Raw genomic sequence first — 17,980 nt, forward strand, 5'->3', positions numbered from 1 at the left:
GATTGATCCTCATCTGGTGCAAGTGTTCAGCGAAGCGTCACTTGTGCCCCATTCCATTTGTAAAAAAAGATTGGGCACAAGTGACATCCTCATATTACCGATGGCACAATGATTATTCCGACAAGTAAGTACCAACATGATTCCAATTTATGTTTTGAAGTATCGGATTTAACACTTGCTCAAGTTTAAGAAAAACCTTGGGAATTTTGTTAAAATGGTATTTAGTTCTCACTTCACTCCTCAAATGGATGTTCTTCCAGCAGTTCTTCAGGAGAATAAAATCCGTTCTTATCCTGAGTAGCAGCCCGTACTTCACCCACTTTTTCAGGAGTGATGGGCGATGCTTCATTTCCAAAAGCATTTCTTACATATGTGAGTACGGCAGCCACCTCTTCGTCGTTGAGCATTCCACCGAAAGGAGTCATGGGTACATTTCCGGGATACTCTTCCCCAAGAACTTCAATAGGGCCCGCTAAACCATGCAGTGTTAATTTGATCAAACGTTCTTCATTCCCATTTACCCATTGGGTACCGGCCAGGGGTGGAAAACCGGAAGCCGTTAACCCTTTGCCATCGGGCTGATGACATGTACCGCAGTAGCCGTCTATAGCATATATCTCTCTCCCTTTCATGAAAAGCTCTCTGTCAGTTCCTGTAAGGGTGGTTTCGATTTCTTCGGGTGATTCGTCCTGAACGGTTTCTCCAAGCAGTCGTGCAAGAGCTGTGTCATAGGAGGGCCTCATCCAATCATCGATGGGATAGTTACCGACTTCGTTTAAAATCGATAAACCGTCGTCCTGGCTCAGCCATGAAGCTGCAACTATTGCTTCAAGGCGAACCCGGCCATGATCATCTCCGGCCGCCTGAACGAGCAGATCCACCTGTTCTTCCACTTGATGCCCTGTATATCGAAGCACTCGTGCTGCTGCTGCCCTGACTCTGTGATCCTCCGCCTCGAGTAATTGACGGAGTAATGGCTCGTGAACCTGGTTCAACCCCCAGCTTACCCATAATCCTTCCAAAAGGTGGTGTTCATATCTTTCATCATTCTCATCGAGGTTGTTAATCCAGGAGTCTAAATGCTGTAATACTTCGGATGCATCCCGGCCTCGCAATTCCAGGCGTGATCGCTGTCGCGTTCTGAATTCCGGAAGCTCAAGGTTTTCAAATAACTCTTCAATTGTTGCACCCGCTACGTTTGCAGGTTCCACCAGCGGCCGATCTGGATACGTAATTCGATAAATACGGCCGTGAACGTGATCTCTGAGAGGATCGCGGGCATTATGCTGCATATGACCGATCAATACATTGTGCCAGTCAACAAGGTAAAGTGAACCGTCTGGAGCAAACTCCATATCCACCGGGCGAAAATTGCGATCGCTTGACTGAACCAAATCCTGTCTGTGACTGCTTTTATATCCCGTACCATCATCTTCCAGTGTATGCTGCTTGGTGCCCAAAAAACCTATGGTGTTGTTAATCAAAAAATCTCCCTGTACTTCTTCCGGAAAATGCCGGCTCGACACGATTTCCAATCCTGAAGTCGGACGAACTCGATGTTCATCTTCAATTAGATTTCGTGATTTGGGACTCGCAACACCATACCTGGGTTTTACAGTACCCGGCATCATCCAAAGAACATCCGGTCCGGAAGTTTCGGCAAAGAAATTCTGTCCCCATTCATCGAATAAAATCCCCCATGGGTTTGGAATCGATAGCTGTGCCGTTCTCTCCAATCGGCGACGCTGCGGGTTGTATCTGTAAAATCCTCCATTTGTTGCCCGGACCGGACCATAAGATGTTTCAACATTGGTGTGCAAAAATACACCTTCACCCATATAGATAGCGCCGGACGGATCCAACGTATATGCACTATGCGCATGGTGCGTATCATGATCATCAAACCCACTTAATACGATTTCGCTGGTGTCGGCCCGGTCATCGCCATCCGTATCTTTGTAGAGCATCAAATTTGTACCCTGTGATATATAGATTCCCTCCGGAGCAAATTGAAAACCCACGGGAAGATGCAATCCATCGACAAACGTCGTCTGTTTATCTGCCCTGCCGTCACCGTCTGTATCTTCCAGGATAATCAGCTTGTCATCCGGTTTTTCGTCCCCCGGTTTGTAGTGCGGATAGCTCGGCATGGTAGCCACCCACAGACGTCCTTCGGTATCAAACGAGAGCTGAACAGGATTTGCAAGGTCAGAGAAGTCCTCTTCAGAGGCAAAAAGTTCAATTTCATAACCGGGAGCCATTTCGAAGGTTGCCAGTGCATCTTCGCCATACTTATACTCGGGATTCCCATGCTGATCGGGATCAAAATTGGTTTCCACTTCAGGCAGCTGCCGTGTGTTTTGATCCGCAGCTGCTACATCCATCAGCTCACCATCTGCCGCACGCCAGATTGCTGTATCCCTGATAGCGGTCATTTGTCGAATTTTCTCAATTTCAGCCGGGTAGTTATCGGGTCCGAATGGATTGTAACGGCGGCCGTAGGCATGCACACCGTTTGGTATTTTATAATCATTATGCCACATCCAGTTTTTTTCAAGAACAGCATCGTGTACTAATTCGCGATGTTCTTCGGCCTCTTTATTAACCTCACCAAAAACCTCATCAGCCAACAGTTTCGCGAACTTCAAATACCCTTCATCGGTGAGTTGGGAACCATCAATGGTTAATGGATCATCACCAGACTCAAACCACTCTTTGGATGGTGAAAAAGCATCCACAAATAGCACATCATTTTCTTCTGAGACCGCATTGTGTTCTTCAACAACTTCCTGCATGGCACGTGAATAGAGTCTCAGGTTTTCATTTTCCGTACTTCCGTCGGGCAGGTCATTATCATCAGAAAGATTTTCAAATGCTATGGGAGAAACAATGGCAAGCTGCGGGGGTGTTTCTCCATTATAATTCTGATTTAACGTATGGTTGATAAATGCATCCAGTTCAGACTTGTAATTCTCCAGCCCATCTTGCCCTTCAAACGATTCATTGAAGCCAAAAAAGGCGATGATAATATCGGTTTCAAGCAGGGTAAGCCACTCGTCAGGTGTTTCAAAGTGACCTTCACTTCCGGAATCTGTAGCTAATTCTGAGTAGAATTGTTCAGCACCGGGAAAAGCCCAGGGGGAATTTCGGGATGAATGTGGACGAAACCCCGGCCTGTTTCCGGGATCACTCATGTTTCGGATAAAGAGTAAACTGTCGGGATATCGAACATGCATCTCGGTTTCAAAATGACCAAAATTCATCATTCTTGATCCAAGATTATTACCGATCAGCGTGATATGAGATTCTTTGCTGATTTGAAGAGTATCATCTGTCCGGCTACATTGAACAGCACTTAGTCCAAATATAACAAGACCGATTAACCAGATTGTTTTACGCATCTAATTCCCAAAATATTTACAATTGAAATTTACTTTTATAGCTGTTTGCTCGCTTTCAAGCTGAGATTCAACCCTCTATATAACTAATAATAGTTTTCATCTACAACTGATTATTCAAATGAAGTAAATTTAACAAAAACCTTCATGGTTGTATTGGAATAATCTGCATCGTGGACCTAATCATTGACTTCAAGAGGATTTATACTTCATTTTCTACTCAGCTATTTTTTCTATATAGGTATAATACGAGGGGTATACACGTCCCTCAGCGTCTCGCAATACAGCCGTCATATCATACTTGCCCGCAGACAGAGTGCCTTCAAAATGTACAGCCTCGTCATCGGCCTCTATGGTTTTTGTCTGGCTGATATCTCCCAGATAAAGAACAGCTTGCATCAAGTCTACATCATTACTGGCCGGCATAGGAGAGCTAATCTCCATTGTTTTTGCCTTTCCTGCTACATGCTCATTGATTGCGAGGCCGCTCTCACGCGGATAACGACGAAGACTAATGCGATATCTGCCTGGTTCAGCCAGTTCCACTTTCAAAATGCCCTGCCCCATTGTTGCTTCAAGCGCCCCGTGCTGATGCCATGCATTCTTGTATGGATAAATATGCATATCGTGTGAGCTGATGCGAACCGGATTTTCATGAGGTGTTCCTGCTTTTATATATGCGTACCTCTCATTTACGGTTTGTTCCATCAGGGAAGTCCACCACTTCTCATAACTTTCCTGAAGGCGCTCTACTACTTCGGGATATTCGCTTGCAAGATCATCCGTCTGATCTCGGTCTTGTTTTATGTTATACAGCTCGCTGCCATTAACCAACCGCCAGGTATCATCCATAACCGCTGATTTTCTCCATTTTACCAGATTAAGTATACGCTGGGAATCCACGATGAGAGTGCGGTTTTTCCACTCCGTTTTGTTGTCCATCAGCAAGGGGGCGAAGCTTTTTCCATCCAACGGTTTAGTTTCTACAAATCTTAAATCCGCCAGTTCTGCGAGGGTTGGCAACAGATCTATATGAGCCAACAAGTGATCAATATCTCTGTTCTCACCTATATTACCGGCCGGCCACCGCAGGGCAAAGGGCACCCGATGTCCTCCGTCATATTCGCTATTTTTTTTACCTCTCAGACCGGCATTAAATCCAAAATCGGTTCCATTTAGGGTTCTATATCCTGCTGCTGTACCATTGTCTCCCAAAAAAATTACTATTGTGTTTTCCCGGAGACCAAGCCGAATGAGGTAGTCTTCTAGACGCCCGATATTATCATCAATATTTGTAATCATCCCGTAAAACCGTTTCTGGTCTTCCAGGAGCCTGTCTTCATCTTTGTACAAGTTGTAATACTTCTCGGGCAGATGAAAGGGAGAATGAGGAGCATTGGTCGCTATATAAGCAAAGAAAGGGTTGTCCTTATTTTTCTCTATAAATGCCATGCTCTCATTGAAAAATACATCTGTTACATATCCTTCATACTTGTGGGGCACTCCATTCTTCCAGTAGGTATCATTGAAATAGTTGTTTCCCCAGTAGTCGGGTCCTTGAGTAACGCCACCTCCGCCGTGACGCACCACCTGCTGAAATCCACGATCTTCCGGGCGAAATGGATGATTATCCCCCAAATGCCACTTACCAAACATGCCGGTAGCGTACCCATTTTCTGCAAAGATTTGAGCCAGAGTCTTTTCATCCTCAAAGAGCAACGATCGGCCGCCAATAGTATGCCATGTGCCTACACGATTGGAATATCTTCCGGTCATTAAAGCTCCACGGGTGGGGGTACAGGTAGGAGAAACATGGAAATTGGTAGCCCGAACGGACTCTTGGAAAAGCTTATCCAAATGGGGAGTTTGAATGATCTCGTTCCCGTGAAAAGCCAAGTCCCCGTATCCCTGATCATCTGTTATAATAACGATTACATTGGGGGAGCTGGCAGGTGAAATATTACCGTTACTTTGCGCTAACAACTGATTGCAGTTTATCAACAAAATAGTAGCCACAAAAAGTAATTTTGTTATACCCACATAGTAACTATATAGATCTTTTGTTGATGTATTATCTGCTTTAGAGTCTTTAATCATCTGATCATTGTAATATGGATTCACACAATTCGTATAGTGATTATTCAAACTCCATTCGTACACTGTCGATTTCGGGACTGATTTTATTTCCAGTTGTTAGCATTAGCTTAAATTCAAATTTGAATCCGTACCCATCCGGCAATCCTGACAGGGACAGTGTAGCCGGGCTACGTGTCACATGCTTGGCAAACCCTTCTCTATAATCGTAGCTTTCGTTGACCTCCTGCCAGTGGGTCCACTGGTCAACCATCCCGTCATTGTCGGTATCAACACCGGCACGCGCCTGCACCCGACCTACCCATGGCCCCGGACTTACGTAATCGGTCTCCATCTGGGTGACCAGGTAAAACTGTCCCTCTGCAAACATGATATCCGGATCAGGATGTCCCCGACCGATATGTCCCTGAAAAATGAACTTCTCATCGAGACTCGAGGCGGTAAACCAGGCCACACTCATATGCTCTTCCCCGACCGGATCGTAGTCAGCAAACAGGTAGTACTGCTCGCCAATACGTATTGCCGCCCAATCCCCAAAGGCCTCCTGTTCAGGCTCGTGGACCTCATATTCAGCCACGTTTGTATCCCAGTCCGGGTGCTGCAGCCAGTGCGGATGCTCGTAGGTACGTATTTCCCCCGTGGGTGTGGTCCGCTCATCTACGACCGGTGGTAGAATTTCGAAGTTGCCAATGCCATCCGGACTCATCGAATGACCAGCCAGCGGTGAGTCCCAACTATGCGTACTCGCGTTGATCGGGCTCCAGTCTTCGTAAATTATATGAAAGTTTCCGTTTTCTCCTCGGATCACCGCATTGTCTGAACCATCAGAAGGATCCTTAAATGCCAATCCCATATTTTTACCCGGCACTCCGTCGGTCAGGTCCTCGTCGATATACAGATGCGGGTCCTGGTCGTTGGGATAATCATAGTATAGGTAGGTCTTTCCATCCACATATTCGGCCGTGGTCACCCACCTTGAGAACCGCTCTGTGACCTGCCCGTGGTGAACCCAATGCTTCATGTCCCGACTTTGCCAGGCGTGGTATCCAAAGGCTTTGTTCTGCCCGCCGGGCGCATCATACTGATCTTCAAATGGAGTCGTTTGCAAAGGAATCTCAAATCCCGGAAGAGATGCGGACTCTGGAATAAAACCCTCGGCCTTCTCCACCTGTTCGTATAGCCCAAACATCCAATAATCGTTGGGGCCCTTTGCCAGAACCACCGGGGCATCCCCCAAATTAGAAGGGCCGATATTCCCGACAGGCATCCAGTTCAGCCATTGATCGGACTGCTTAAAAACGACCGATTTAGCCGTCCGTTTGCTATCAAACTGTTTGAGTTGGCTGCGAAAAACCCCTACATCGCCTTCTTGTTTTACAAGGCCGTCTTGAATAGCAATATTTTCCCCATCCTCACGGGCAGCAATCCACTCTTCCTGAGTATCCACCTTCCAGAACCCAATAGGTTCTTCTTGTAATGAAAAAAAGATCAACATTGCTGTCAATACTATTGAATAGATAAAACTCATGATTGGGTCACTTATACTGTTGCTTCACATATTGAATTCTTTTTAAACACACTTTTTATAATGACTCGTGAAGCAAATTGTATTATTTGTAATCAATCGGCTTAAGCCCTTCAATAAAATCCTCAAAGCCAAATTTTGTTGGGGTATATTCTCCGATAATAGTGACGTTACTATTATCAGGAACTTCTTCACCCATGTCTATTGCCCAATAACAAGCATTTACTAAAAGCCTCCGAAAGCCCTCACTTTCCATATCTTCAGAAGATCCCATTGTAGTGGTGAAAACCTTCCCGGAATTTCCCTGCTCCAACGTATAAGTTTTTGTCCAGGCGACCGGCATCATTGATTTTTCCCAGTTGATAGGTGTGTCGGGTGTCATCCCTTTTGTTGAAGCACCCCACACAAGAACGTCCACGTCCCCCTGGAGCTCCCGGGTGCCATATACATCGGTCGGTCCCCAAATATCAGATACGCCTCTTATAATCGGATGATCGTTCCGCTCCTCAATTCCATCAATCAACCCCCGTGTTCCCTCACTTCCATGATCTCCGTGGTGGTCGACCCAGGTTTCACCTAATATTTTCCGTCCAAATCCGCCCTCCCAGCCGGGAGCGTCGCTGTTCCAAGAGTATTTTGTATATTCGCTTTCTGAGTTCTCTGAGTAGGCAAACGCATGTGTTGCAGTTCGTAAAGCAACGATAGGTTTACCGGCTTGAACATATTCATCAATGTATCTCATCTGTTCGTCCGGCAGCTCGCGGAAACGGGTAAACAAAACCATTAAATCAGCATTTTCAAGATTTTCCAACCCCGGAATATTGTTTTGATAATTAGGTTTAATCTCCCCGGTTTCAGGCTCAATTGCGAAAAGAACTGTGGTTTTAAACCCGTGGTGATTCGATAAAATTTTGGCAAGCAATGGCATCGCTTCTTCAGAACGATATTCATCATCTCCACTTACCAACACAATATGTTGCCCATTACCCGGTCCCTCGTTCGGTTCAAAGGTGATCCACTGTTCATTTTCCTGACCATTACAGTTCTGGATACTGAATAAAGCTGTGATAAACAGAATTGGTATGAACTTGAAAGTTTTACTACTTATTAATGATGCTTTCATTCCTTTTTTTTTAATTCGGTTTCAGACGTTAGTCCAGTTCAATTGTAATTGATGCAAAAAATTTTGCCACTTCTTAAGATGTTAAATTCGATAATGAAATCAAGGTTCAATGTACTTTCTTTTTTACAACCTAATCATCTACTACAATACTTTTCTCAGGTCTCAGGAAAGTCCTCCCCCATTCAAAGGGGGAATCTAATCTTTGATCAAATTTTAATTCTATTCCTATATCACCTATTTCCATCCAATTCATCCCTGTTAAATACTGATTTGGGATCAGGTCTTGACCCATTCAGCACTGCGTTCACATTTTGAACTGTGGAAACGCACATATTCCGGTAAGTGGTAGCTGTAAGGCTCCCTGTATGAGGTGTAATCAGGGTTTTTGGATGCTTCACGAGAGGATAATCGCTATCCGGTGGCTCAACAGCCAGAACATCAGAAGCAAACCCGGAAATCTTTTCATTATCCAATGCCTTTATTAAAGCCGTTTCATCAATAATCGGTCCCCTTGCCGTATTTATAAGCCAGGCCGTTGGCTTCATCATATTTAGTTGTTCCTCGCCTACCAAATGCTTGGTCTCATCAAGAAGTGGTACATGAATGGTGACTACATCTGCTTGTTTAAGGAGATCCTCCATCGAAATGTTCTCATATTCCGATTGAACCGGGTACTTATCCCAGTAGATCACTTTCATTCCAAAAGCATCGGCCAGTTTTGCAACCCGCTGCCCAATATTTCCCATTCCCAAAATACCGAGTGTTTTTCCTCTCAGTTCATCTCCGCTGTATTGATTCCGCCAGCTCCAGTCCCCGTCTTTAACACGCTCAACAGATTTCCAAACATTCCTGACGCCCATCAGCATCAGTGTTAAAGCATGTTCTGCAACAGTTGACGAGTTAGAACCGGGTGCATTAATGACTTTGATTCCTCGTCTTGAGGCTTCACCCACATCCACATTATCAAGGCCAACGCCACAACGGGCTATAACTTGAAGGTCGGGGCAGGAATCCATCAACTCACGATTTACCTTGCCCTTTCCCCTTGTCACAATCGCATGAACAGCAGCACTTTTGGCAACTTCAATCGGATTCCGGGGATGAATTGCCTCATGTACAACTGTATTTTCACGCAACAGGCTATCTGCCTCTGAGGCTACAGTTTCGAGAAGAAGCACATTTTTTTTCATTGTAAAAACTTAAGTTCGATAATTAAAATTGAATATTGAACTCTTTAACTGATTATCTATTACCGTTGGCTTCAGCCAACGGTAGAAAGATCTGATATCTCAGGATGGCTTTAGCCCCAAAATTGAATGTGGCTAAAGCCATCTTTGGGTGAATCTTTTTCACCGTCAGCTAAAGCAGACGGTAATAGAAAGATAACACTAATAGATAAACCTCAACCTTCTCAAAGAATAAAGTTCAAACCGATTACTTTTTCTTTTTCTTCTCGCCGTGATAGAGGGAAGCATCATCACTTCTGTATCCCCGGTAATCTTCACGGTTCGATTTGTAGAGCCCTTCCTCATAAAATTCATCTTCAAAAATAGACTTATCAATCTCAGCGTCCGGATGGGAGGATAACTCTACAAGATTGCCGGACGGATCACGCACAAACATCTGCATGGCTCCATCTGGTAATTGTCGCACTTTGCCCCAGGGTTTGATGTCAATCGCCTCTAACTCTTTCATTCTGTAAAAGATGGAATTGAAATCATCCACCTGCATACATACGTGACCTCGAAAAGAGGGCGTATCTTCCCACTCGGAAAGATGAAGCTGCTGCTCATCGTTGATATCAAAAAACAGAACCGGGTAATCGAAATTGAAAGCGGGGAGTTTTTCAAGTCCCAGCTCATTTTCATAGAAATCACCTGCTTCTTCCAGGTTTTCTACAATGAGTGTTACATGGTTGATTTTAACTGCACGTGCCATAGGTCAGGTGGTTTAATGTTTAAGGTTTCAGGTCTAATGTTTTTTCTCATTAAAGTCATTCCGGGCTTGACCCGGTATCTCCGAACATTTATTAGGTTGGCAGATTCCAGCTCGCGGGCCGGAATGACTCAGAATTAATTTAAACTTTTTGTGTGTATTTCTTCACAAAATCCCAATTCGGTGTGACGCCCAATCCAGGTGCCACGGGAGCATTTATCTTCCCGTTTTCTGCTTCTATATGTTCGTTAACCAGCTCATACATCATGGGATTGCCTCCCAATGAAAATTCAATAATTGTTGCTGAAGGGCTTGCAAACGCAACTGTAACACCCGCCATAAAAGAAAATGCGGACCCCCAACAGTGAGGGGCAAGTTCCAACTGCCATGCCTGAGCAAGGTGACCCACCCTCATCGCTTCCGAAATTCCGCCAATAATCGCTGCATCCGGCTGCACAACATCAATCGCCCGATGACTGATTAAATCACGTACATCAAAACAAGTGTACTCGCTTTCACCGGCCGCAATGGGAATCGACGTTGAAGAACGCACCTCTGCAGTTCCTTTCGGATTATCAGGGCTTATCGGCTCTTCAAACCAGTATAAATTAGAATCCTCTACACCTCTGCAAAACTGTTTGGCCTCGGGTACACTGTAGGTGCCGTGAGCATCCGCCATAATCTTGATGTCAGGTCCCAGGGCTTCACGGGCTGCTTTTACCCTGGCGATGCTATTTGATACAGTATCGTCCATCACTCCAACCCGCATTTTAACGCCATCAAATCCTTTGGAAAGATACCCGGAAAGTTGTTCGCCAATACCATCAACATCCGCCCAACCACCGCTTGCATATGCAGGCATCTGATCCCGGCAAGGTCCTCCAAGAAGTTCAACCACCGGTACTTTTAGAGCTTTCCCCTTCAAATCCCAAAGGGCCATATCCACACCACTAATCGCTGAGACCGTAAGCCCTCTTCTGCCAAGAATTGGGAATTTTCGTCCTCTAGCCAACGAATAATGATCGCGCGAACCACTGTAGAGCTGTTCCCAAATCCGAGTGATGTTCCGCGCATCCTGGCCAATCAAAGCCGGTTTCAATTCATTTTCTACACAGCTAACAATAGAAGCACATACCCCTGAAGAACCGACTGCCGCTTTTGCCTCGCCAAAACCCTTCAGTCCATCTTCGGTGGTTACAACTACCAGTGTCATATCAAAGTGAGTAAGCAATCCATAATCGGACCGGTGTTGTTTTACTTCCTGGATGGGACATCGAAGCCAAAACGCTTCTACATTTTCTATAATCATGTGGTGGTTCTTAGTTACGTATTGAATATTGAATTTCGAGATTTTGCTCCCCCAAGTTTCGGAACCAATTCTGACTTGAGAGTGAACCAGATTGCGTTTCTTTTAGCAAAGTTATGAGGGGTGTGTTGAGATTTTCACAGTTTCACGTTAGTTAATGAAAGGGACATGACCGAACACCCCTCGCCTGCGCTACACTTCGGCACTTCCGCCAGCCGGCGGAGAGATTTTTGGTCCTCAGATTCTTCCAACAGTTACCCATTGATTAACGGCAAAAGCTTTTCAGCCGATCTGCGGGTCAGTTCCGTATAGAACTCTTCAGAAACAGAGGTACTTCCATGGTCTTCAATAAATTTTTTCTGTTCGGCACTCAGTCCTTCAGGCTTCTCATCAATAGAATTGATATATGGATTTGCGGGAGTGCGGTCAACCGGAGAACAGAATTCCACGGAAATGGCCCCGTCGAAGCCTGCTTCTTTTACAGTATCCACAATTTTTGGCCAGTTTAGTTTCCCCATTCCCGGTGCCATGCGGTTATTATCCGCAACATGAATCCCGTTAATTCTTCCCTTTGCCCGAAGAATCGCGTCATAAGTATCATCTTCTTCAATATTCATATGGAATACATCCAGGCATACACCGCAGTTAGGCCCCACCTCTTTTGCAAGAGCAAGAGCCTGGTCACCCCGATTGATAAAGTAGGTTTCAAATCTATTAATGGGCTCGATGCCAATCAGTATCTCCTGTGATTCCGCATAATCATAAATCTCTTTCATGGATGATACGGCCCATTCCCACTCCTCTTCCGGGCGGCCATCTGGAACCAGTTTTCCAACCGTACCGGGTACAACCGATACCATGGTACCGTTCAACTCTTTGACCATTTTTACAACATCTTTTACATACTGGATGGACATCGCCCGCTGATCTTCATCGGCAGCAAGTAAATTACGTTCTTCCATCATCAGGGTAACCGATCCCCAGCAGCCAATACCGTGGTCTTTTAAAAGTTTGCCGATTTTTTGGGTGTCATACGATCCCGGTTCACCGGCAATTTCCAGTTTATGGTAGCCGAGCCGTGCAATTCGCTCAATTGTGGTTTCAATAGACTCGGCACGCATCCAGTTGTGTATTGCAAGTTCCATATGTAAAGAATTCTTTTAGGATTATGTGTCTGTTTGGTAGTTTACATCAATAATAAACAAGTGTGTCAACACTTCAACTGCTTCATGTCAGTTCGCAGAAAATGTGCAGAATTGCTGATGGTTTGTCAAGCATTTTTATAAAATGGGTCTATTCTCCTCGTAACCAGCTTGTCACTCCGCCGGACAATCTCCTTACCGGACCCAATAGTCTGATAAAAATCCCGGAGAAGTTTTGGAACCGTTCAAGCTGCGAAATATCAATCACTAAATATTTACAGGAAGTTATTTCAAGGTTTTAATGTATTCGATAATGGCATCGATCTGCTGTTCACTCAGCGCACCCGCATAGGATGGCATGCCCGGATTATAGCCTGATGCAATCTTCTCATTGGGACTAAGAATACTCTCTCGGATGTAATTCTCATCAGCCGAAACCGTTTCATCCCCCTGAATTTCCCGCTCAGACATCCACAATCTCTGAAGAGATGGTCCTACAAGACTTGTTCCATCGGTCGTATGACATGTGAAACATGCATTTTCATAAATCTGCCTGCCTTGCTCAACCATGCCAACTCCTTCATCGTTGCCGGCAAGGTCCATATTATGTACTGCACCTGCAAGTATTGCAGCCTGCTGAATCCATTCGCCGGTCATGTTCTCTTCCTGAAGCAATACTTGTGAAATAGCATGCCCCGCCTCTGGACTTGACGGTTGTTCAGTCATAACTACCAGTGTACGAAGCCGTACATTCAGATCGCTATCTTCCAGCAAATCTGCATTCAGGATTGCCTGAACGGATTGATCAGAAGGCGGAAGTACCTGCACGGCATTTGCCCGTACTCCGGCGGAAGGATGTTTTAGGGCTCCAATTGCTGCATCATAAGCTTGCGAGCCGGGCTGATTCAAAGCACCCAGTCCGTGAAGGGTCCAAAGGGCATGAATCGCACCGGCATTGATGCCAACATCATCAACCGAGGCATCTTCTACAAGATCGATCAGGGCCGGAATGGCATCCTCATCTCCGCTTTCCACCAACAACCGCTGTGCATGCTGACGCCAGAGCATATTGGTGTGTGATAAGATCTCGACCAGTTGTTCTGTATTTGCTCCTTCAAGCGACATCGGTTCTGGCTCTTCCGTACCTTCGTAGACAATGCGGTAAATTCTTCCGTGCTGACGATCCCTCAGAGGATTCGCATAAGCGTTGCCGGGTGTTGGTTCCTGGCGGTCGCTCTCAGCATTGTGCTGAAGGATATAGTTGTACCAATCGGCGATCCATACATGCCCGTCCGGCCCTACTTCTGCCATCACCGGGCTGAACCACTCGTCATCGCTGGCAATAAGGTTTCTCGGATAACCGGCGCTGTAACTGTCGCCCTCTTTTTCCAAAGTCATTTCAGCCACCAATTGAACGGTCGGTTCTGTAATAAATGCTCGCTGATTCCAATACTCTGACGGCCACTCGCGTGCTGTGTACAAACCATGCCCCGCTGCAGATGTAAAAGCGCCAACCCAGTCAACCTGGCGAAACAGGTTGGTAAGAGTAATCACCCGTGCCGATTCCGCCAGCCTGTCGGTCACCAAATCATTCAGACCATCCACCTCCTCATAATGCCCCCGGGGAATTGTAAACATCGTACTTGGATTACCATTGGCCGTGGATATAAATGCATTTCCCTGTTCATTAAAACCAAGCCCCCAGGTATTGTTATTGGTTCGCTGGAGAAACTCCAGTTTCGACCCGTCTTCTTTAAAACGGTAAATTCCCATGCGAAACTCGTGCCGCTCTCCGCCAACCGTTCCTTCCATTCCGGCATACCCCAAAACGCCCCAGAGCCAGTTATCCAGTCCATAATGCAGGTTGTTCGGTCCTGCGTGGGTATCCCATTGATTCCAGCCTTCAAACAAAATCTCCCTCACATCGGCCTTATCGTCTCCGTCGGTATCCATTAAAAACAGTGTTTGCGGAGCCTGGTGAACCACTATACCGCCGTTGACAAACTCCAGGCTGGTGGGAATATTCAAACTATCAGCAAACACAGTAAATGTGTCTGCTTTGCCATCTTCATTGGTATCTTCAAGAATTATAATCCGGTCTTTGCCGCCATTATCCGGCCAAAATTCGCGGGGGTACGGATATTCGATCGATTCAATCACCCACAAACGACCTTTTTCATCCCAATCCATGTAGATTGGATTGACGATGTCCGGCTCTGATGCAAACAATTCTACACGGTATCCCGGCTGTACGATCATCCGGTCAATCGCTGTAATCGCATCAAGTGGTTTCTGTTTGCGATAATATCGCGGATTATTTCCCTGGCGGTCCATCGGGCCCACCTCTTCCTCATAGCGCAGCCGTTCCTCATGTGGCGGGGGAAAGGGCACATCCAACACCACGTATTCAAAAGGGTTTTCAATAGTCCGTGATGCCAGTTCTGCCTGAACATCCTGACCGGCTGCCCAACGGATTCCGCGCTCCAGCAGTTCATGAAATCCCGAATTTTGCCAAGTACGCTCATCATGGCCCCACGCTGTATAAAAAACACGCCCGTCTCCCTGGGTACGTATCCAGGTCCAGGGTTCATCCTCACGGTAGCTTAGAACGGTGCGATTTTCTTCGTTATGCTTTTGATGAACATAGGTTTCGTCCCAGCTTTCAAATCCGTTAAACCCTTGCATAATTTCATGGTCGGGTTCAGCAATACGTGTCCGAAACGAATCTACTTCGTGGCTCAAAAATGCTCCTCCAACAAGATTGATATATCGTTCAGAATCCCGAAAATTTCCGGATGCTGAATGTACCGGTATAAACCCGCCACCTTCTTCAACATATGTAATCAGCGCTTCTTCCACATCAGACGGCATCTCCGGGTAAGCCGGTTCGTGGTAATTTGCATAGAGCAGGAGTGCATCATACTTCCTCAGATTTTGCAAATTGATATCCTGGAGATCACTTGTATAAAATAGTTCTATACCTCTATCCATCATCGGCCTAAAAACATCACGAATCCGAACGCTGGGTTCGTGTCCGCCGTCATCGCCTAAAAACAAGACATTCAGGCGGGAATCACCAGCTCGTTCTTCATTTTGTGAACTTCCGGAAGTACAGCCGGTCAGAGCTAGTACAATGCTTGCCAGTACAAGCACACCCCATAGTTTAGATTGTATATTTTTTGACATGGAATAAATGATTACTTGGTCAGTATTTATATTTAAATCCAGTTAAATTACTGATTATATCGTCAGATCTTTAAATGATCTGGCCTGTGCCTCAATTGCCCGTTCGGTTGCTAAACGTTCCACACTGGATGCGCCGAAAAAGCCCGCCACGCCTTCAGTATGTTCAAAAATGTACTGCGCATCTTCGGGTTCTGCAATTGGTCCGCCATGGCAAAGTACAATTACATCCTCACGAATTTCTTTAGCCACATCATGCATCTCCTGGATTCGTTTTGCCGCCTCTTCCAATGTGGGCGCTACATCAGCACTGACCCCGATGGATCCTTTTACAGTGGTGTTCATATGAGTAACCAGAACATCTGCGCCGGCTTCTGTCATTTTAATGGTTTGGTCAACATCAAATACATATGGACAAGTAAGCATCTCTAACTCATGTGCCTGGCGGATCATCTCCACTTCCAGGTCGTAACTCATGCCCGTTTCTTCAAGAATTTGCCGGAAATTTCCATCGATCACTCCAACTGTTGGAAAATTCTGAACACCGTCAAATCCCATCTCTTTGAGTTGTTTGAGAAATACGGGCATCAAACGAAAGGGATCAGTTCCGCAGACTCCAGCCAGAACCGGTGTATCCTGGACCACTGGAAGAACTTCACGCGCCATATCAACTACAATTTCGTTGGCATCGCCATAAGCAAGAATACCGGCCGCACTGCCCCGACCGGCCATCCGATAGCGGCCGGAATTATAAATGATAATAATATCAACACCGCCTTTTTCTGCAAACTTTGCAGAAATTCCTGTACCGGCACCGGCACCAATAAGCGGTTGATTTTTTTTGATTTGATTGTTGAGTCGTTCGAGACATTCCTGGTAGGGTATAAATGGCATGTGTTTTGTATGTGGTTTGTTGTTAGTTGTATTCTTTTCTGTTACTAAAAGACTGGTGTCCTGTTCAATTATGTTTTTAAAAAAAGGACTTCTTATAACATTGATAACAGTTCTTCTGCAATCCTGTCGGCAAATTCAGGATCGTTGATATGGAGGTCTAATTCAACTACATTTACATTCGTGGACACACTCTCCCGCAGTGAATCAAATAATGCCTCATCAGTTTCAGAATCAAAAAATGGCTGTCCATCAGCATCCAGGCTGCTTACTCCTTTTAACGGCAATATTAATGTAACCGGCCCATTCGCCTGATTGAGTTTTCCTGCAATCTTATTCCCGATTTTTCGGCATTCATCTGCAGTGGTGCGCATGAGCGTAACCGTCGGATTATGCTTATATAGGTTTCTACCTTTAAACTGTTGCGGCACTGTTTCCATGGCATGGAAATTCACCATATCTAAAGCCCCGCAGGAAACCACTTGGGGAATGCCTTTTCTTCCTGCCGCTCCAAGACGGTCTTCTCCGGCCGGTAGAACACCGCCAACTACCTGGTCTGCCCACTCAGTCGTGGTAATATCTGCAACAGCGGCAAAAAAACCATCTTCTATCAATCCTTCCATCGCCCGGCCTCCGGTGCCAGTAGCGTGAAACACCAGAAGTTCATAACCCGCCTTTTCAAGCTTTTTTCGTACTTCGCTTACACAAGGTGTGGTTACCCCGAACATGGAGGCTGCAATGAGCGGTTTATCCTCTGCCGCCGGAGCAACCTGCTCCGCCATTCCGCAAACCGCACCCACCGCATTGGCCAATACCTGTCGGGAGAGACGATTCAGCCCGGCAATGTCGGTAACTGAATACATCATTGTAATGTCTTTAACCCCTACATAAGAACTCACATCCGAACTGGCCAGGGTTGATACCATGACTTTGGGAACCCCAACCGGTAACTGCCTCATCCCAGCCGTGGCAATATTTGTTCCGGCCCCTCCGCCTAGACTTAATACGGCATCAAAGCGTTGTTCTGAATAAAGCTGAGGGACAATTTTTTCCACACCAGCAATCATTACATCAATAGCCTGTCCGCGATCTCCTGTTGACCGTAATTTTTGAAGGCTGCTTCCACCAGCTTTAGCTACTTCTGCCGATGAAATATCAGGTTGAAGATTCACCGGATCTTCAAGAACACCTACATCCGTCAATAATACATGGTGACCCCGTCTCACAATAAGATCCCTGGCGTAGACGAATTCCTCCCCCTTTGTATCGAAAGCTCCAATTAATAAGATTTTTTTTGGCAAAAACTCGGATTTTGAGAGTTAGCGGTTTGTTAGCCTGATTAACAATCTCAATTAAATTTCAATACTCCTCATTTCACAAACC

Annotated in this window: 11 protein-coding genes; all 11 read right to left on the reverse strand. The window is 45.7% G+C overall.

Translation table 11 applies throughout. The features are described 5' to 3' along the window. Positions 1-233 precede the first annotated feature (233 nt). Positions 234-3,401, reverse strand: a complete 3,168-nt coding sequence (locus tag L6773_RS16605; RefSeq protein WP_237855577.1) for a PVC-type heme-binding CxxCH protein — start codon at positions 3,399-3,401, stop codon at positions 234-236. Positions 3,402-3,614: 213 nt separating this feature from the next. After that, a complete protein-coding gene (locus tag L6773_RS16610) occupies positions 3,615-5,543 on the reverse strand; it encodes an arylsulfatase (protein ID WP_237855578.1) in 1,929 nt (642 codons plus the stop codon). After that, positions 5,536-7,020 (reverse strand): glycoside hydrolase family protein, encoded by a 1,485-nt coding sequence (locus tag L6773_RS16615; protein WP_237855579.1) that lies wholly within the window; start codon positions 7,018-7,020, stop codon positions 5,536-5,538. Before L6773_RS16615 ends, L6773_RS16610 begins: the two co-directional genes overlap by 8 nt. A gap of 82 nt (positions 7,021-7,102) precedes the next feature. Beyond that, positions 7,103-8,140 carry a ThuA domain-containing protein gene (locus L6773_RS16620; RefSeq protein ID WP_237855580.1) on the reverse strand — a complete coding sequence of 346 codons (1,038 nt, stop codon included), beginning with the start codon at positions 8,138-8,140 and terminating at the stop codon, positions 7,103-7,105. Between the two features lie 230 nt (positions 8,141-8,370). After that, positions 8,371-9,330: a 2-hydroxyacid dehydrogenase gene (locus L6773_RS16625; RefSeq protein WP_237855581.1), complete on the reverse strand. Its 960-nt coding sequence runs from the start codon at positions 9,328-9,330 to the stop codon at positions 8,371-8,373. Between the two features lie 244 nt (positions 9,331-9,574). Then, on the reverse strand, positions 9,575-10,078 hold the full coding sequence (locus L6773_RS16630) for a VOC family protein (protein WP_237855583.1): 504 nt from the start codon (positions 10,076-10,078) through the stop codon (positions 9,575-9,577). Positions 10,079-10,217: 139 nt separating this feature from the next. Further along, on the reverse strand, positions 10,218-11,384 hold the full coding sequence (locus L6773_RS16635) for a mandelate racemase/muconate lactonizing enzyme family protein (RefSeq protein ID WP_237855584.1): 1,167 nt from the start codon (positions 11,382-11,384) through the stop codon (positions 10,218-10,220). A gap of 251 nt (positions 11,385-11,635) precedes the next feature. After that, positions 11,636-12,526 carry a sugar phosphate isomerase/epimerase family protein gene (locus L6773_RS16640; protein ID WP_237855585.1) on the reverse strand — a complete coding sequence of 297 codons (891 nt, stop codon included), beginning with the start codon at positions 12,524-12,526 and terminating at the stop codon, positions 11,636-11,638. A gap of 282 nt (positions 12,527-12,808) precedes the next feature. Further along, positions 12,809-15,709, reverse strand: coding sequence for a PVC-type heme-binding CxxCH protein (locus tag L6773_RS16645; RefSeq protein WP_237855586.1), 2,901 nt, complete (start codon positions 15,707-15,709; stop codon positions 12,809-12,811). Between the two features lie 54 nt (positions 15,710-15,763). Then, positions 15,764-16,600, reverse strand: coding sequence for a phosphoenolpyruvate hydrolase family protein (locus L6773_RS16650; RefSeq protein WP_237855587.1), 837 nt, complete (start codon positions 16,598-16,600; stop codon positions 15,764-15,766). Positions 16,601-16,692: 92 nt separating this feature from the next. After that, a complete protein-coding gene (locus tag L6773_RS16655) occupies positions 16,693-17,898 on the reverse strand; it encodes a Tm-1-like ATP-binding domain-containing protein (RefSeq protein WP_237855588.1) in 1,206 nt (401 codons plus the stop codon). Positions 17,899-17,980: the final 82 nt, after the last annotated feature.

The sequence above is a fragment of the Rhodohalobacter sulfatireducens genome (assembly GCF_022012475.1).
Taxonomy (GTDB): domain Bacteria; phylum Bacteroidota; class Rhodothermia; order Balneolales; family Balneolaceae; genus Rhodohalobacter; species Rhodohalobacter sulfatireducens.

Excerpts from the sequence above, each read along its gene's own strand:
- L6773_RS16615 (WP_237855579.1), bottom strand. The coding sequence starts at position 7,020 with ATGAGTTTTATCTATTCAATAGTATTGACAGCAATGTTGATCTTTTTT.
- L6773_RS16650 (WP_237855587.1), bottom strand. The coding sequence starts at position 16,600 with ATGCCATTTATACCCTACCAGGAATGTCTCGAACGACTCAACAATCAA.
- L6773_RS16645 (WP_237855586.1), bottom strand. The coding sequence starts at position 15,709 with ATGTCAAAAAATATACAATCTAAACTATGGGGTGTGCTTGTACTGGCA.
- L6773_RS16635 (WP_237855584.1), bottom strand. The coding sequence starts at position 11,384 with ATGATTATAGAAAATGTAGAAGCGTTTTGGCTTCGATGTCCCATCCAG.
- L6773_RS16630 (WP_237855583.1), bottom strand. The coding sequence starts at position 10,078 with ATGGCACGTGCAGTTAAAATCAACCATGTAACACTCATTGTAGAAAAC.
- L6773_RS16640 (WP_237855585.1), bottom strand. The coding sequence starts at position 12,526 with ATGGAACTTGCAATACACAACTGGATGCGTGCCGAGTCTATTGAAACC.
- L6773_RS16605 (WP_237855577.1), bottom strand. The coding sequence starts at position 3,401 with ATGCGTAAAACAATCTGGTTAATCGGTCTTGTTATATTTGGACTAAGT.
- L6773_RS16620 (WP_237855580.1), bottom strand. The coding sequence starts at position 8,140 with ATGAAAGCATCATTAATAAGTAGTAAAACTTTCAAGTTCATACCAATT.
- L6773_RS16625 (WP_237855581.1), bottom strand. The coding sequence starts at position 9,330 with ATGAAAAAAAATGTGCTTCTTCTCGAAACTGTAGCCTCAGAGGCAGAT.